16 protein-coding genes are annotated in these 14525 nt (G+C 60.5%); 10 read left to right on the top strand and 6 right to left on the bottom strand.

Annotated features, from left to right (window positions below; genetic code table 11):
- Positions 1 to 7 precede the first annotated feature (7 nt).
- Entirely contained in the window at positions 8 to 787 is a 780-nt protein-coding gene (locus EOL43_RS13745; RefSeq protein WP_133489488.1) for a type III pantothenate kinase, read from the top strand.
- A complete protein-coding gene (locus tag EOL43_RS13740; RefSeq protein WP_133489487.1) occupies positions 784 to 2445 on the top strand; it encodes a ribonuclease J in 1662 nt (553 codons plus the stop codon). The genes EOL43_RS13745 and EOL43_RS13740 overlap by 4 nt, the downstream gene beginning before the upstream one ends.
- Before the next feature lie 79 nt (positions 2446 to 2524).
- Here EOL43_RS13740 and EOL43_RS13735 read toward each other — a convergent pair whose 3' ends face one another.
- The 3 genes from EOL43_RS13735 to EOL43_RS13725 all read right to left on the bottom strand — a co-directional run bounded on the left by EOL43_RS13735 (position 2525) and on the right by EOL43_RS13725 (position 6355).
- Positions 2525 to 3943 carry a DEAD/DEAH box helicase gene (locus EOL43_RS13735; protein WP_133489486.1) on the bottom strand — a complete coding sequence of 473 codons (1419 nt, stop codon included), beginning with the start codon at positions 3941 to 3943 and terminating at the stop codon, positions 2525 to 2527.
- A gap of 177 nt (positions 3944 to 4120) precedes the next feature.
- Positions 4121 to 4744: a hypothetical protein gene (locus EOL43_RS13730; RefSeq protein WP_133489485.1), complete on the bottom strand. Its 624-nt coding sequence runs from the start codon at positions 4742 to 4744 to the stop codon at positions 4121 to 4123.
- Between the two features lie 3 nt (positions 4745 to 4747).
- Positions 4748 to 6355 (bottom strand): peptide chain release factor 3, encoded by a 1608-nt coding sequence (locus tag EOL43_RS13725; RefSeq protein WP_133489484.1) that lies wholly within the window; start codon positions 6353 to 6355, stop codon positions 4748 to 4750.
- A 104-nt stretch (positions 6356 to 6459) separates the two neighbouring features.
- Between EOL43_RS13725 and EOL43_RS13720 the strand changes: the two genes are divergently transcribed.
- The 4 genes from EOL43_RS13720 to EOL43_RS13705 all read left to right on the top strand — a co-directional run bounded on the left by EOL43_RS13720 (position 6460) and on the right by EOL43_RS13705 (position 9866).
- Positions 6460 to 7239: an SDR family oxidoreductase gene (locus tag EOL43_RS13720; protein WP_133489483.1), complete on the top strand. Its 780-nt coding sequence runs from the start codon at positions 6460 to 6462 to the stop codon at positions 7237 to 7239.
- An 89-nt stretch (positions 7240 to 7328) separates the two neighbouring features.
- Positions 7329 to 8387, top strand: coding sequence for an aldo/keto reductase (locus tag EOL43_RS13715; protein WP_133489482.1), 1059 nt, complete (start codon positions 7329 to 7331; stop codon positions 8385 to 8387).
- A gap of 10 nt (positions 8388 to 8397) precedes the next feature.
- Positions 8398 to 8919: a lipocalin family protein gene (locus tag EOL43_RS13710; RefSeq protein ID WP_133489481.1), complete on the top strand. Its 522-nt coding sequence runs from the start codon at positions 8398 to 8400 to the stop codon at positions 8917 to 8919.
- 44 nt (positions 8920 to 8963) lie between these two features.
- On the top strand, positions 8964 to 9866 hold the full coding sequence (locus EOL43_RS13705) for an EamA/RhaT family transporter (RefSeq protein ID WP_133489480.1): 903 nt from the start codon (positions 8964 to 8966) through the stop codon (positions 9864 to 9866).
- 5 nt (positions 9867 to 9871) lie between these two features.
- Here the strand turns inward: EOL43_RS13705 and EOL43_RS13700 are convergent, their stop codons facing one another.
- Entirely contained in the window at positions 9872 to 10573 is a 702-nt protein-coding gene (locus tag EOL43_RS13700) for an NUDIX hydrolase (RefSeq protein WP_133489479.1), read from the bottom strand.
- 22 nt (positions 10574 to 10595) lie between these two features.
- Positions 10596 to 11015, bottom strand: a complete 420-nt coding sequence (locus EOL43_RS13695) for a DUF983 domain-containing protein (RefSeq protein ID WP_240686562.1) — start codon at positions 11013 to 11015, stop codon at positions 10596 to 10598.
- Positions 11016 to 11223: 208 nt separating this feature from the next.
- Between EOL43_RS13695 and EOL43_RS13690 the strand changes: the two genes are divergently transcribed.
- The 4 genes from EOL43_RS13690 to EOL43_RS13675 all read left to right on the top strand — a co-directional run bounded on the left by EOL43_RS13690 (position 11224) and on the right by EOL43_RS13675 (position 13393).
- The gene (locus EOL43_RS13690) at positions 11224 to 11805 is read left to right on the top strand and encodes an EF-hand domain-containing protein (protein WP_133489478.1); all 582 of its coding nucleotides are present in this window, start codon (positions 11224 to 11226) and stop codon (positions 11803 to 11805) included.
- Positions 11806 to 11884: 79 nt separating this feature from the next.
- Positions 11885 to 12472, top strand: a complete 588-nt coding sequence (locus tag EOL43_RS13685) for an RNA polymerase sigma factor (protein ID WP_133489477.1) — start codon at positions 11885 to 11887, stop codon at positions 12470 to 12472.
- The gene (locus EOL43_RS13680) at positions 12459 to 12866 is read left to right on the top strand and encodes a dihydroorotate dehydrogenase (RefSeq protein WP_133489476.1); all 408 of its coding nucleotides are present in this window, start codon (positions 12459 to 12461) and stop codon (positions 12864 to 12866) included. Before EOL43_RS13685 ends, EOL43_RS13680 begins: the two co-directional genes overlap by 14 nt.
- A gap of 2 nt (positions 12867 to 12868) precedes the next feature.
- Positions 12869 to 13393 carry a periplasmic heavy metal sensor gene (locus EOL43_RS13675; protein ID WP_133489475.1) on the top strand — a complete coding sequence of 175 codons (525 nt, stop codon included), beginning with the start codon at positions 12869 to 12871 and terminating at the stop codon, positions 13391 to 13393.
- Positions 13394 to 13429: 36 nt separating this feature from the next.
- Here the strand turns inward: EOL43_RS13675 and EOL43_RS13670 are convergent.
- On the bottom strand, positions 13430 to 14525 hold a 1096-nt coding region (locus EOL43_RS13670), incomplete at its 5' end, for a diguanylate cyclase (protein ID WP_205669557.1).

Genomic DNA, 14525 nt, shown 5'->3' with positions numbered 1-14525 from the left:
GTGGCCCATGCTTCTGGCCATTGACTGCGGCAACACGAACACCGTTTTCTCGATCTGGGATGGCGAAAAATTTCTGTGCACGCTCAGAACATCGACCCACCATTCGCGGACCGCGGATGCGTATTTCACGTGGTTCTCGACGCTGATCAATCACTACAAGATTGATCCCCAGATTACGGGTGTGGTGATCAGCTCGACCGTGCCGCGCGTTGTGTGGAACTTGCGCGTTTTCGCAGATCGTTTCTTTGGCTTGCGTCCGCTGGTTGTGGGCAAACCTGACTGCCTGCTGCCCGTCGCCCCGCGCGTGGATCAGGGCACGACGCCCGGTCCCGACCGTCTGGCCAACGCTGTGGCTGGGTTTGAACGCTATGGCGGCGACTGCATGGTTGTCGATTTCGGGACTGCGACGAATATCGACGTGGTGGCCCATGATGGGGCCTATATCGGCGGCGTGATCGCCCCCGGCGTGAACCTGTCGCTGGAAGCCCTGCACCAAGGCGCCGCCGCGCTGCCTCATGTGGATGTGACCCAACCCGACAAGGTGATTGGCACCAACACCGTGGGCTGCATTCAGTCCGGCATCTTCTGGGGCTATGTGGGCCTTGTGCAAGGGCTGGTGCAAAAAGTGAAAGACGAATACGGCCTTCCCATGAAGGTCATCGGAACCGGAGGGCTCGCGCCGCTCTTTGAACAAGGCGCGCATCTATACGACGAGATCGATGAAGATCTGACCATGCACGGGCTTGTGCGCATCTATGATTACAATAAGGAACAGGGCAACATATGAGCGCTGACCGTCTGATTTACCTCCCGCTAGGGGGCGCCGGCGAGATCGGCATGAACGCCTATGTCTATGGCTATGGCAAGCCCGGCAAGGAACGTTTGATCCTTGTGGATCTGGGCGTGACCTTCCCGGATATGGATACGACACCGGGCGTAAACCTGATTATGCCGGACATCTCTTGGCTGGTGGAAAACGTCGACCGGCTGGAAGCCATTTTCATCACCCACGCGCACGAAGATCACGTGGGCGCGGTGGGACGGCTCTATTCGAAACTGAAGGCGCCGATCCACGCACGCCCCTTCACCCGCTACCATGCGCAGCGCAAGCTGGAGGAAGCCGGGCAGGTGCCCGAGGTCGTCGTGACCGCAGGCGTATATCCGCAGGTGATCGAGGCCGGACCGTTCAAGGTCAGCTATCTGCCGCTCAGCCACTCGATCCCCGAAAGCGCAGGTCTGATCATCGACACGCCCGCAGGTCGCATCGTGCACACGGGCGACTTCAAGTTGGATGAAACCCCAGTTCTGGGCGATGCGTTTGACGAGGATCTGTGGCGCGAGGTGGCAAAACCGGGCGTGAAGGCACTGGTCTGCGATTCAACCAACGTATTCTCGCCTGCGCCGGGCAGGTCCGAGGCCGAGGTCGGTCCTGAGCTGATCGAATTGCTGAAAGACGCGCCGCATATGGTCGTGGCAACCACCTTTGCGTCGAACGTGGCACGTGTGAAGCAACTGGCTGACGCTGGCAAGGCTGCTGGGCGCTCGATCTGCCTGTTGGGCCGCGCTATGCGCCGGATGATCCAAGCCGGGATCGAAACCGGCGTGCTGGACGACTTCCCGACCACTGTGACGCCGGAAGACGCGCGCGACATCCCGCGGGAAAACCTGATGCTGATCGTGACCGGATCGCAAGGCGAGCGCCGCGCGGCCTCGGCCCAACTGGCGCGGGGCAAATATATGGGCCTGTCGATGGCGGAAGGGGACATGTTCCTGTTTTCCTCCAAGACCATTCCGGGCAACGAGCGCGGTGTGATCCGCATCATGAATGCGTTCTCGGAAATGGGTGTGGAACTGGTTGCCGAGAACGACCGCTATCACGTTTCGGGCCACGCGAACTGCCCCGATCTGCAACGTGTGCACGAGATCATCAACCCCGAAATGGTCATCCCGATGCACGGCGAACACCGCCATCTGCGCGAACATGCCAAACTGGCCGAGAAGGGCGGGCGGCCTTCGATGGTTGTCGTGAATGGTGCCGTTTGTGACCTGACCGGGGACGTGCCGCATGTGGTGGAACATGTTGAAACGGATCGTATTTATCTGGACGGAGACATCCTGATCGGTGCGCTGGACGGGATCGTCCGCGACCGAATTCGTCTCGCGCTGAACGGCCATGTGATCGTCAACGTCATTCTGGACGGCGATGAGCCGCTGGGCGAACCGTGGGTCGAGCTGATGGGCCTGCCCGAGGTCGGCCATTCTAACGCGCCGCTGGTCGATGTGCTTGAAGAAGATTTGGGCCAGTTCCTGATGCGCGCCGCGAACAAGACGCTGCGCGACGAAGACAAACTGGCGGATGAACTGAAACGCATCGCGCGCAAATCCACCAATGACGAGATCGGGCGCAAGCCGGAAGTCACGGTTGTGGTCAGCCGCTTGGAGTGATCCACGCGCACGCGCTGAAACAAAAACGCGACGCCCGATCAGGCGTCGCGTTTTTTTTGTGCGTAGGGCGGGGCAGGGATTATCCTGCGCGGCGCTCTTCAAAGCTTTTGGCGATGAACTCGGGCAGGTGATCGCCCATGCCAACGACCTTGTTGCCGCCACCGCGATTGTTACCACGGCCACGCGATTTGTTGCGATCGTTGCGCTCGGGCTTGGCTTCGGGCTTCGACTGCTCAGTGGGGGCGGCCTCGACCACCTCGTCCTTCGGCTTGGCGCTCTTGCGCTGACGGGCAGGCTTTTCGGCCTTCTCTTCGTCCGCTTTCGCACGGCTACGCTTGGGCTTTTCGTCTTTCAGCGGACTGTCGACGCGCGGCACTTCTTTTTCGATTAGACGCTCAACGGCATCCAGATTCTTTTCGTCACGCGGCTCGCAGATCATGATGGCTTTGCCTTCACGTCCGGCACGCCCGGTACGACCGATGCGGTGAACATAGTCTTCCGCATGCCCGGGTACATCATAGTTGAACACGTGGCTGACATTCGGAATGTCCAACCCGCGTGCGGCCACGTCCGAGGCGCAGAGGAATTGAAGCGTACCAGCGCGGAACCCGTCCAGAACTTCCATGCGCTTGGATTGGTCCAGATCGCCGTGAATGGGCGCCGCGTTATAGCCGTATTTCTTCAGCGATTTCGCGCAGATATCCACATCGGTCTTGCGGTTGCAGAAGATGATCGCGTTGGTGCATTTTTCGCCCTCGCGGTCGATCAGCGCGCGCAGCAGCTTGCGCTTCTCAGACGAGGCACGGTCGCGGCGCGAGGCCTTGAACATGCACAGTTCCTGCGTGATCGTCTCGGATGTGGTGGCCTGACGGGCAACCTCGATCCGTTCGGGATTCGACAGGAAGGTATTGGTGATCCGCTCAATTTCCGGTGCCATCGTGGCCGAGAAGAAAAGCGTCTGGCGCGTGAACGGGGTCAGGCCAAAGATGCGTTCGATGTCAGGGATAAAGCCCATGTCCAGCATCCGGTCGGCTTCGTCCACAACCATGATCTGCACGCCGGTCAGCAAGAGCTTGCCGCGTTCGAAATGGTCCAGAAGGCGGCCGGGGGTAGCGATCAGAACGTCAACGCCACGGTCGATCAGCTGATCCTGTTCTTTGAAGCTGACACCGCCGATCAGAAGGGCTTTGGTCAGTTTCACGTGTTTGGCGTACACGTCGAAGTTTTCGGCAACCTGCGCAGCAAGCTCGCGCGTCGGGCAAAGTACCAGCGAGCGCGGCATCCGTGCGCGGGCGCGGCCACGGGCCAAGGCCGAAATCATCGGCAGTGTGAACGAGGCTGTCTTGCCGGTGCCGGTCTGGGCAATGCCCAGCACATCGCGGCCTTCGAGGGCAGGGGGGATTGCGCCTGCCTGAATGGGGGTCGGGCTTTCATAGCCCGCTTCGTCAATAGCTTTCAGCACCTTGGGGCTGAGTTTCAAGTCAGAAAATTTGGTCATGTATGTCCTGTATCACGGACATCCTGCGCCCGTGCGGCTGAACGAGGGAGGCCCGGATGGCGTGCGCTTTCGCGTCCCTCTCTGATGAAGAAGTGCCTAAAGAAAAAAGGCGCTAGGGTCAATGACATGGGGCAGTTTGCGTGAATTGTGGCCGAAAACGTGCCGCTGTTGCACGGATCACGCGCTTGGATGCAGTTCAGGTTGATACCCGGCGCGAAGAGTCGCGACGGTTGGGGCCGGGGTCAGGACCTCGACTATCGCAGTTGGGCGATCCGTCGGGGCATCGTATCCTTTCAGCGTAAAACGGCGTGCGACATTCCCGATCAGCAGGTGAGGTTGATTGTCGTGCAGAATGAATGTTCCGTCTGGTAGAACCGAGCATTCGGCACTGTGCCGAACTTGCTGACGATTGCGGGTCACGCGGGAGGTGTGCAGCAAGCGATCCATGTCTTGGTGTCCCATCGGGCCATGCGCCGTGGCCCATGCGGCTTTGAAACGACGATAAGCATCGGGGCGACAATAGGCGCAGGGGCGATGGCCAGCGGCAAGGCCGACGGCCTCATCCAGAAAGAACAGAGGCGTCCATGCCCGCGCCGGCATGGGCCCGTGATAGCGGCCTTTGGGGTGGGTCAGATCGCAAATGATCCAATGCTGATGTTTCCAGCGGGAGGTGCCAAGCCGCCCCTCGGTAAAGGGCAGAATGCCGCGATTTCCGGTGAACATTCCACGTGCGGGATCCGCCACAACCTCGCCCGTTGGCAAAACACGGTTTTGCAGGGGCGAGGTGCGTGGCGGGCACATGGATCAGACCATCATTTCCTTGGTGGCTGACAGTCTCAGGTGCGGATAGTCGCGTTCAACACGGTCGATATCCCATTGAAGACGCGTCAAAAACACCGGATCTCCGTCATTGTCGTGCGCGATGTGCTGCTTGTTGGCATTCACCAACTTTTCGACCTCGTCCTTGTCGCCAAGGATCCAGCGGGCCGAGGTGAATTGCGACTGTTCAAAGCGCACGGGCAGGCCGTATTCCAGCTCGATCCGACTGGCGAGGACTTCGAACTGCAGCGCGCCGACGACGCCGACGATGAAGCCGGAACCGATGTTCGGTTTGAACACCTTTGCAGCGCCTTCTTCAGCAAACTGCATCAGCGCTTTCTCAAGGTGCTTGGCTTTCATCGGGTCGCCCGCGCGGACACCCTGAAGCAGTTCCGGCGCAAAGGACGGAATGCCTGTGGCGCGGATCATCTCGCCCTCGGTCAGCGTGTCGCCGATGCGCAGCTGGCCGTGGTTCGGAATACCGATGATGTCGCCCGCCCAAGCCTCTTCCGCCAACTCACGGTCCGAGGCGAGAAACAGAACCGGGTTCGACACCGCCATCGGTTTTTTCGAACGCACATGGGTCAGTTTCATACCGCGCTTAAAGTGGCCCGAGGCCAGACGCATGAACGCCACCCGGTCGCGGTGTTTCGGGTCCATGTTGGCCTGAACCTTGAAGACGAAACCGGCGACCTTCTTTTCCTCGGGCGCGATGGCGCGGGGATCGGCCTGTTGCGGCTGCGGTTCCGGGCCGTAATTCGCGATGCCCTGCATCAGCTCTTGCACGCCGAACGAGTTGATGGCCGAGCCGAACCAGATCGGCGTCATGTGGCCTTCCAGCACGGATTTGGGGTCGAGCGTGGGCAGAAGCTCTTTCGCCATCTCGACCTCTTCCAGAAACTTTTCAAGCAGGTGTTCGGGCACATGCTCGGCCAGTTTGGGATCGTCCAGACCGTTGATCTCGATGGTTTCGGCGACGACGTTCCGGTCGGCGCGGTCCATCAGTTCCAGACGATCATTCAGCAGGTCATAGCACCCCATGAAATCACGCCCCATCCCGATCGGCCAGCTGGCGGGCGTCACGTCGATGGCGAGGTTTTCTTGAATTTCATCAATGATATCAAACGTGTCGCGGCTTTCCCGGTCCATCTTGTTACAGAAGGTCAGGATCGGAAGATCGCGCAGGCGGCAGACCTCGAACAGTTTCTGCGTCTGGCTTTCCACACCTTTCGCCCCGTCGATCACCATGACGGCGGCGTCCACTGCGGTCAGCGTGCGATAGGTGTCTTCCGAGAAGTCCGAGTGGCCGGGCGTGTCGACCAGATTGAAGCGATACTTGCCGAAATCAAACGACATGGCCGAAGCCGAAACCGAGATGCCCCGGTCCTGTTCCATCTTCATGAAGTCGGATCGCGTGCGACGTGCCTCGCCCTTGGCGCGCACCTGTCCGGCCATCTGAATGGCGCCACCATACAGAAGGAATTTCTCGGTCAGGGTCGTCTTGCCGGCGTCCGGGTGGCTGATGATCGCAAAGGTGCGACGGCGCGCAATCTCGGGCGGCAATTCGGGGCGGTTTGTGTTCGTATCCAACATGGGTCGCATATAGCGACGCGGGCAGGGGCGCGCAACATGCAGGTTGCGTTCCCACAGCGTGGACCGCTAGGTGTTGGACAACAACAAATGCAGCGGAGGGTCACATGGATCTGGGAATTTCGGGAAAGAAGGCGCTGGTCTGTGCATCGTCCAAAGGCTTGGGCTTTGGTTGTGCGCAAGCTCTGGCGCGCGAGGGCGTGTCGTTGGTGATGAATGCGCGGACTGAGGGGCCTTTGTTAGAGGCAGCTGACGCGATCCGCGCGGAAACTGGTGTCGAGGTTGTGACGGTTGCCGCCGACATCACCTCGGAAGACGGGCGCGCAGAGGTTCTGAAGGCGGCGGGCGAGGTCGATATCCTTGTGACCAATGCAGGCGGTCCGCCCCCCGGCATGTGGTCGGACTGGAGCCGCGATGATTTCATCGACGCGTTTGATGCCAACATGCTGACGCCGATCGCGCTGATGCAGGCACTGATGCCGGGGATGATCGACCGGGGCTGGGGCCGCGTGGTGAACATCACCAGCCAATCGGTGAAAGCACCAATTGCGGTTCTGGGCCTGTCCAACACGGCCCGTACCGGATTGACGGGCTTTGTTGCGGGCACTGCGCGTCAGGTGGCGGGGCAGGGTGTAATTATCAACAACCTGCTGCCAGGGCTGCACGATACTGATCGCGCTGCGGCCCTGGACAAAGGCGCCACCGAGGCACAAGGGATCACCATGGACGAAGCGCGCGCCCAGCGTATGGCGACCATTCCCGCCGGGCGCTATGGCACGCGGGAAGAGTTTGGCGCAACCTGCGCCTTTCTGTGCTCTCAGCATGCGGGCTTTATGGTCGGGCAGAACGTCCTGCTGGATGGCGGCGGCGTGAACGCAACCATTTAACCCAACATTTCAACGGGCCGGGGCTTGAGCTTTGCGCCGGTCCGCTTACCTACCCCCAACAAGATTACGAGCTTAGACGGAGAATTGTCATGCGAATGAATAAACTTGCCGGTGGCGCGCTCGAGGTCAGCGCGCTTTCTCTTGGCTCGATGCTGTGGGGGTCAACGAATACCGAGGCCGAGGGTCACGCGCAGATCGACATGTTCCTGGATCATGGCGGCAACTTCATCGATACGGCCGAGATGTACCCGGTGAACCCCATCAAGGCCGAGCGCTGTGGCGCGTCGGAGGCCGTTATCGGCACTTGGCTGGCCAAATCGGGGCGCCGTGACGAGGTGGTCATCGCCACCAAAGTTTCGGGCGACAATCCGGGCTGGAAACGGGACGGCAAGGGCTATGACGGTGCGGTTATTCATCAGGCGGTGGACGAGTCGCTTGAGAAGCTGCAGACCGACTATATCGACATTTATCAAACCCATTGGCCACTGCGCGGCAGCTATGCCTTCCGCCAGAACTGGACTTTTGATCCGTCAAAGCAGAACCGCGAAGAAACCGAAGCGCATATGCGCGACGTGCTGACCGCTATGGCCGAGGTCGTAGCCGCCGGCAAGGTCCGCCATTTCGGTCTGTCCAACGAAAGCGCGTGGGGCACCGCGCAATGGCTGCGCATTGCCCGCGACATGGGCGCGCCCGAGGTGATCTCGATCCAGAACGAATACAGCCTGATGTGCCGCTTGGCGGACACCGATCTGGCCGAGCTCTGCATGAACGAAGGCCCGCGGGTTCTGTCCTATTCGCCACTGGCAACAGGGCTTCTGACCGGCAAATATCAAAACGGCGCAGTGCCTGCTGGCTCGCGTCTCGAGATCGCGGCGAAGAACGGCTATCCGGATTTGGGCGGACGTATCACAGACCAAGCCTTCCCTGCCGTGGATGCTTATCAGGCGGTGGCTGACAAGCATGGGCTAGATCTGGTTCAGATGGCGCTGGCGTTCTCGGTCTCGCGGCCCTTCATGGGCTCGACGATCTTCGGCGCATCCTCGATGGAGCAGCTGGGGCTTATCTTGGATAGCAAGGATCTGGTCTTGTCGGACGAGGTTCTGGCCGATATCGACGCCGCGCATCGCGCGCATCCGATGCCGTTCTAAGGAAACCAATATGATAGACCGACGTACTGTGCTGAAACTTGGTGTGGCCGCTGTTGCGCCCACTTTGGTCACGGCCTGCGTCGGTGGCGGCGGGATCGAGTTTCATCGCAACACCCGCCGCCCCATCAGTTCGACCACGCGGTTTGACGCGGCGCGGTTCGCTGGGGACTGGGTGATCCGGGGTGAGTTCGTTCATCCCGACGAAACACCGCTTTATGGCAAGGTGTCCATTGAACATGGCGCACGGGGCATCACAGGCATCACGCTCAGCAACGCGGCCAGTTCGCGCGAGCGCTATGACGCGCAGATGAAAACGCCGGGCCGGATTGTCGTGGGCACGCCACCGTTCGGGACCGAATACTGGGTGCTTTGGGTGGATGCAGACTATCGCACCGCAGCGATTGGCACGCCGTCGGGCAGCTTCGGCTGGATCATCGACCGAAAGCGCACTGGCGGCGCGGATCGCATCAAGGCGGCTGCCGACATGCTGGCCTTTAACGGATACGCCACGGACCGGCTGCAAACGCGGTAAGCCCCGCGCTTGCGAAGGGGCGCGGGACGTGCGAAGCCGTTTGCATGCAAGCTTGGATCCCCATCACCATATTGGCCGCGTTCTCGCAAAACCTGCGCTTCATGCTGCAAAAGCGGCTGAAGGACACGCGGCTCAGCGCAACCGGGGCCACTTTCGCGCGGTTTGTCTATTCCGCGCCGCTGGTCGCCGTTCTGATGGCGGGCTATTTCGCGGTCACGGGGGTGGAGGTGCCACGCCCTGACGCCCGGTTCTTTGCCTTTGCCTTCACCGGAGGGATTGCCCAAATTTTGGCAACGATCTGCGTGGTGGCGCTGTTTGCTGAGCGTAATTTTGCGGTTGGGATCACCTTCAAGAAAACCGAAGTGGTGCTAACGGCCCTGACTGGCCTTCTTGTGCTGGGCGAGGGCGTCGGCATGGCTGGGGCGCTGGCGATTGGCATCGGGTTCTTCGGGCTGATCTTGCTGTCCGACCCACCCGAAGGCGGGCAGGGCTGGCGGCGCTTCTTTAATAAGGCCGCTGCGCTGGGGCTGGGGGCGGGGCTGCTCTTTTCCTTTTCCGCCATCGGTTATCGCGGCGCGTCCCTGTCGCTGGGCGTCGAGGATGTGGTGGCGCGCGCAGGCTTTACCTTGGCGGTTGTCACCGCGTTTCAATCGCTGGTCATGGCAGGTTGGATGGTCCTGCGCGAAAAGGGCGAGGTCACCCGCGTGTTTGCCGCATGGCGCGTGGGTGTTCTGGTTGGGCTCAGCTCGATGATCGGCAGCTTTTGCTGGTTCACCGCCTTCACGCTGCAAAACGCAGCTCTCGTGAAAGCTCTGGGCCAGATCGAGTTGTTGTTTTCCTACGCTGCTACACTGTTCGTGTTCCGCGAAAAGGTCAGCGGGCGTGAATATGCGGGGACCGCGTTGATCCTCGCCTCGGTTCTGGTGCTGGTTCTGTACCTGAAATAACGCTGTTACAGCGTGGCGGACAGCGGGCCGACACCGCCCAGACGCTCAAACAGGCTTTCTTCGTCCGAGTTGTTGAAGAACGGCACCTGCGCAGGCGCGCCGAGGTTGGGCAGGTTGCCCACGATTTCGGCCAGCACAACTTCGGTGATGAAGGGCAGGTCAAAGCGGCGGACGTCATCGAGCGGGATCCATTGCAGGTGGCTCAACTCGTCCGACGCGCGCGAGAAATCGTCGATGTCTGTCTGTAGCTCGTCCGCGTCCACCGCAAAGAAGCGCGCATCAAAGCGGCGCGGACGGCCTTTGGGCGTGATGGCGCGAAAAACAAAGGACATGCCCTTGGCGGATGGGATAAAGCCCGCATCTGCGAAGCTCTGCCAATCGCCGGGGATGTCGCCGGACCACGCGCCAGCCTCGCCCAAAATCTGACCGGTTTCTTCCCACAATTCGCGAATGGCTGCGACCAAAAGCGCCTGCGCTTTCGAGGCATCCGCCTGTTCGCCCAGACGGGTCAGGCAGGGCTCGGCTCCGGCGTCTGCCAAAGGCACTTGTGCGTCGGTGGCGTCCAACGCACCACCGGGAAAGACGAATTTGTTGGGCATGAAAGCGGCCTTTGCGCCGCGCTGTCCCATCAGAACTTGGGGGCGGGTGGCCTTGTCCCGGATCAGAATGACGGTTGCTGCGTCGCGGATGATCTTGGATTTGTCCATGTCGGCCCCTGAGTGTGTTCTGTTATTTCGGTCCAGCAAACCCATGCATACGTTTCGCCCACTGAAAGGCAATCATAAAGCCCTTGAAACGGGGCAGAAGGTAAAGTGACGCAGCGACAGTCCCGACCGTAAAGATCGTGGCGAGGATCAGAGGGTCCTGCACGATATGCACATAAAAGACGTGTAGTAGCGGGGCCATGACGTGGCCGACAAGAATGATGGTCAGATAGGCCGGGCCATCATCTGCGCGCTGGTGGTGCAGCTCTTCTCCGCAGACGGTGCAGTCATGATGGACCTTTAGATAGCCCTGAAAAAGTTTGCCCGTGCCACAGTTCGGGCACCGCTTCGCCCAGCCCTTGCGCAGGGCGGGTTTCATCTCGCGTTCAGCGTCGGTCAGCGTTGGCATTACGTCATCCGCAGTCATCTGGGCGTTCTCGGTCATCTGGGAATCCTTTATCGCGCGTCAGACCATCATACAGAACTTCACATGTAAATCAGGCCCAGAAACACGCTTGCGTCGGGATGTCGCGGAAAAATGCGCAGAACGGCGACGGAAAGCTGACGCCCACGCGTTGAAGATACATAGCGACACAGAAACAGCGACACAGAAACACGGTGTTGCAAGAGGCAAGAAATCTTAGGAGATCGTTATGAAACTGAACAAGAAAACTGCTGCGACCGCCATTGCTCTGGGCCTGGGTGCCGCGCTGACGTTGACCTCGACCGCTGCCATGGCGTTTGGGGGCAAAGACGGCGACCGTGGCCCGATGGGCCGTAAAGGCGGGTTCATGCAGATGGAGTTCGTCGATGTTGATCTGGATAAGAACGGTCAAATCACCGTCGAGGACCTGCAGGCCGCTGCCAAGGCACGGTTTGATACGGCTGATGCCAATGGTGACGGCGCACTGACGTTGGACGAGCTAAAAGCCCAGGCCGAAAAGCGCATGGCAGATCGTATGGCTGCAAAAGGCGACGGTAAGGGTGACGGCAAAGGCAAGATGTTCCAAAAGCGCATGGGCTGGAAGCTGGAAGACATGCTGGCCAAGAAAGACGCGGACGGCAATGGCAGCCTGAGCTTTGATGAAATGTCGCCTGATCAGGCCAAGCTTGAGCGTATGATCGACCGGTTCGACACGGACGATGACAACGCGATTTCGGCGGCCGAGTTCGATGCGGCCCAGAAAGAGATGTTCATGCGTCATGGCGGTAAAAACCGCGACCGCAAGGGCTAAACCTGACGTGGATGCCCCGCCTGACGGGGTGGGGCATCCGCACATTGTCATGGGTCAGGGAACGGGCTAGGCAGGGTATATGAACATGGCCTTGGACGCGTATGAAGGTGCTTCGGATGAGGCGTTGCTGGTGCTTTACGGCAATGGCGACCCTATGGCAGCGCAGCTGCTGACCCATCGGCTGGCACCGCGCGTCTTGGGCTTTGCGACACGCCTTCTGGGCGGGGATCGCGCCGAGGCCGAGGACGTCACGCAAGAAGCGATGTTGCGTCTGTGGAAACAGGCCGCAAGCTGGCGCAGCGGCGAGGCTCAGGTCTCGACCTGGCTGTATCGAGTGGTGTCGAACCTCTGCACGGACCGGCTGCGGAAACGCCGGACCGTTGATCTGGACGCGGCGGGTGACCCGGAAGATGGTCAGCCCTCGGCGGTTGAAAACATGATGGATGTCGATCGGGCGACGGCGCTGCAAGACGCGCTGAACCGCTTGCCGGATCGACAGAAAGTTGCGGTGACGCTTCGACATATAGAAGGGGCAACGAACCCCGAGATCGCCCAGATCCTGGGCATCAGCGTCGAAGCGGTGGAAAGCCTGACCGCAAGGGGAAAAAGGGCTCTGGCCAAGGATCTGGCCGGGCGACGAGAGGAGTTGGGATATGGCGAAGACTGATAATCAGCCGATGCAAGACGACGAGCTGGACCTGTTCTTTGAGGCGGCCCGGCAGGATGTGGCAGCGCCCACTGATGCGCTGATGGCGGCGATCATGGCCGACGCGCAGGCACATATGCCTGTGGTCGATCCACTGCCCGCACCGAAAGCGCAGACGAAGGGGGTGTTCGCCTCTATCTGGAGCGCAATTGGCGGGCTGCCGGCTGCGGCCAGCCTTGCGACGGCAACCGTGGCTGGTGTCTGGATTGGATTCACGCAGCCCGTGCAACTTGAAACGCTTTCTGGCGGGCTGGTGCTGGCCGGGGATTATGTCACCACGGATACGTCTTACGCGCTGGAAGACCTTGCGCCCGGATATTTGGGAACGACACTCTTTGCAGAGGATGAGGGATAACCATGTCAGATCAGACACCGCAGACACCGACCTCGGATCCGCGCGCACCCCGACGCTGGACGCGCGTGGTACTTGTGGTCTCGTTGACGCTGAACCTTCTGGTTCTGGGATTGATCGTGGGCGCCAAAGTTTCGGGCCATCGTGGGGAAGAGTTTGATCACCGCGGCCCCGAGCGTGGTGCGATCCGCGATCTGGGGTTTGGCCCAATTGCCAAAGCACTGGATCACAAGGACCGGCGCGAAATCGGTCGCGCGTTTCGGCGTGAAAGCGGATCGTTCAAGGACAATCGCGCGGTGCTCGAGCGGGATTTTGTGATGCTTCTGCAGCTGTTGCGCAGTGACAGTTTCGACGCGGCTGCTTTTGAAGCCACGTTGGCTCAGCAGGCCGAACGTCTGCGTCTGCGCGGCGAGACCTTGCGGCATCTTCTTGTCGAGCAGATCGACGGCATGTCCGTGGCAGACCGCAAGGCCTTTGCCGATCGCTTGGAAAGCGCTGTGGATCGCGGGCCGAGGCCCAAGGATCGTTAATTTCAGGTGGGCTGCGTCTGTACGTGGCCCGTCTGCTTAGGCCGCAGATCGCCCGAAGGTGACCACGTTGCGGCCGTCGGATTTCGAAGCATATAGCGCTTGATCCGCAGCCTGTGTCAGCTCATGGGCGCTGCGCGCGTCGTTCGGCTGATCACCCCAAACCGCAACCCCGACCGAGACCGTCACTGCGATCGGGAAAGTGGCCTCGGCGACGTAAATCGGCTGATCCCCGATGGCGCGGCGCAAACGTTCAGCCATGGCGATCACATCTTTTTGGCTGACATCGGGCAGGGCGACCATGAACTCCTCGCCACCAAACCGCGCCAGAAGGTCGAAGGCACGTAGATTGTCGCGCAGACGGTTTGCGACCTCGATCAGCACCTGATCGCCGACACCATGGCCGAACCGGTCGTTGATGGATTTGAAGTGGTCCAGATCCAGCACCATAATCGCATAGGGCTGCCCGTTGGTCAGCGCCTCTTGCTCCAGCCGGTTCAGATAGCTTTGTGCGTAGCGGCGATTGTGCAGCCCGGTCAGCGGATCCTGCACCGCCAGTGACAGGTTGTGGTCAAAGCGTTTGCGTAGGGCATCCAGCTCTCGTTTGCGTGCCAGAAGGGTTTTCAGGCGCACGGCAAGCTCTGTCGCATCGAACCCGCAATTCAGGATCGCATCCGCCCCCAGATCCAAGGCCATCGCACCATCATGAGGGCGATCCCGGTCATGGATGACCACGATGATCGCGTTACGGGTATGCACGCGCGAGCGCAGCTCGCTCACCAATCGTAGACCGTCAGACTCCCCCGCCAGTGACGCGCTTATCACAAAGGCGTCGGGGGCAGTCTTAAGGGTGCTCACGTCGCTGAGTGCCTGAGATTTTGTCAGTACATCCAGGCGGTGCGGAAGCTCGAGCCCAAGCTTTCGGCGCCACAGAAGCCCATGTTCCGGTTCCGGCGCGACAAGGGCAATATGGGCTGCGGGAACAAAGCTCGCCGCGTCCTCGGCGCATCCAAACTCGGCCGAGATGTCGCGATGGCGCATGATCTCGTCATATGTTCCGCGCATACGGATCAGGTTTCGAACCATCGCCGACAGTATAAAGGGCGGCGCAATATTGGACCACGGTAGCGCCGCC

The sequence above is a fragment of the Aliiroseovarius marinus genome (assembly GCF_004360145.1).
GTDB classification, from domain to species: Bacteria; Pseudomonadota; Alphaproteobacteria; order Rhodobacterales; family Rhodobacteraceae; genus Aliiroseovarius; species Aliiroseovarius marinus.
This window is presented reverse-complemented; position numbering and strand designations above follow the sequence as displayed.

Bases quoted from the DNA above. Each gene is read 5' to 3' on its own strand.
- EOL43_RS13745 (WP_133489488.1), top strand. From the start codon at position 8: ATGCTTCTGGCCATTGACTGCGGCAACACGAACACCGTTTTCTCGATC.
- EOL43_RS13740 (WP_133489487.1), top strand. From the start codon at position 784: ATGAGCGCTGACCGTCTGATTTACCTCCCGCTAGGGGGCGCCGGCGAG.
- EOL43_RS13735 (WP_133489486.1), bottom strand. From the start codon at position 3,943: ATGACCAAATTTTCTGACTTGAAACTCAGCCCCAAGGTGCTGAAAGCT.
- EOL43_RS13730 (WP_133489485.1), bottom strand. From the start codon at position 4,744: ATGTGCCCGCCACGCACCTCGCCCCTGCAAAACCGTGTTTTGCCAACG.
- EOL43_RS13725 (WP_133489484.1), bottom strand. From the start codon at position 6,355: ATGTTGGATACGAACACAAACCGCCCCGAATTGCCGCCCGAGATTGCG.
- EOL43_RS13720 (WP_133489483.1), top strand. From the start codon at position 6,460: ATGGATCTGGGAATTTCGGGAAAGAAGGCGCTGGTCTGTGCATCGTCC.
- EOL43_RS13715 (WP_133489482.1), top strand. From the start codon at position 7,329: ATGCGAATGAATAAACTTGCCGGTGGCGCGCTCGAGGTCAGCGCGCTT.
- EOL43_RS13710 (WP_133489481.1), top strand. From the start codon at position 8,398: ATGATAGACCGACGTACTGTGCTGAAACTTGGTGTGGCCGCTGTTGCG.
- EOL43_RS13705 (WP_133489480.1), top strand. From the start codon at position 8,964: ATGCAAGCTTGGATCCCCATCACCATATTGGCCGCGTTCTCGCAAAAC.
- EOL43_RS13700 (WP_133489479.1), bottom strand. From the start codon at position 10,573: ATGGACAAATCCAAGATCATCCGCGACGCAGCAACCGTCATTCTGATC.
- EOL43_RS13695 (WP_240686562.1), bottom strand. From the start codon at position 11,015: ATGACCGAGAACGCCCAGATGACTGCGGATGACGTAATGCCAACGCTG.
- EOL43_RS13690 (WP_133489478.1), top strand. From the start codon at position 11,224: ATGAAACTGAACAAGAAAACTGCTGCGACCGCCATTGCTCTGGGCCTG.
- EOL43_RS13685 (WP_133489477.1), top strand. From the start codon at position 11,885: ATGAACATGGCCTTGGACGCGTATGAAGGTGCTTCGGATGAGGCGTTG.
- EOL43_RS13680 (WP_133489476.1), top strand. From the start codon at position 12,459: ATGGCGAAGACTGATAATCAGCCGATGCAAGACGACGAGCTGGACCTG.
- EOL43_RS13675 (WP_133489475.1), top strand. From the start codon at position 12,869: ATGTCAGATCAGACACCGCAGACACCGACCTCGGATCCGCGCGCACCC.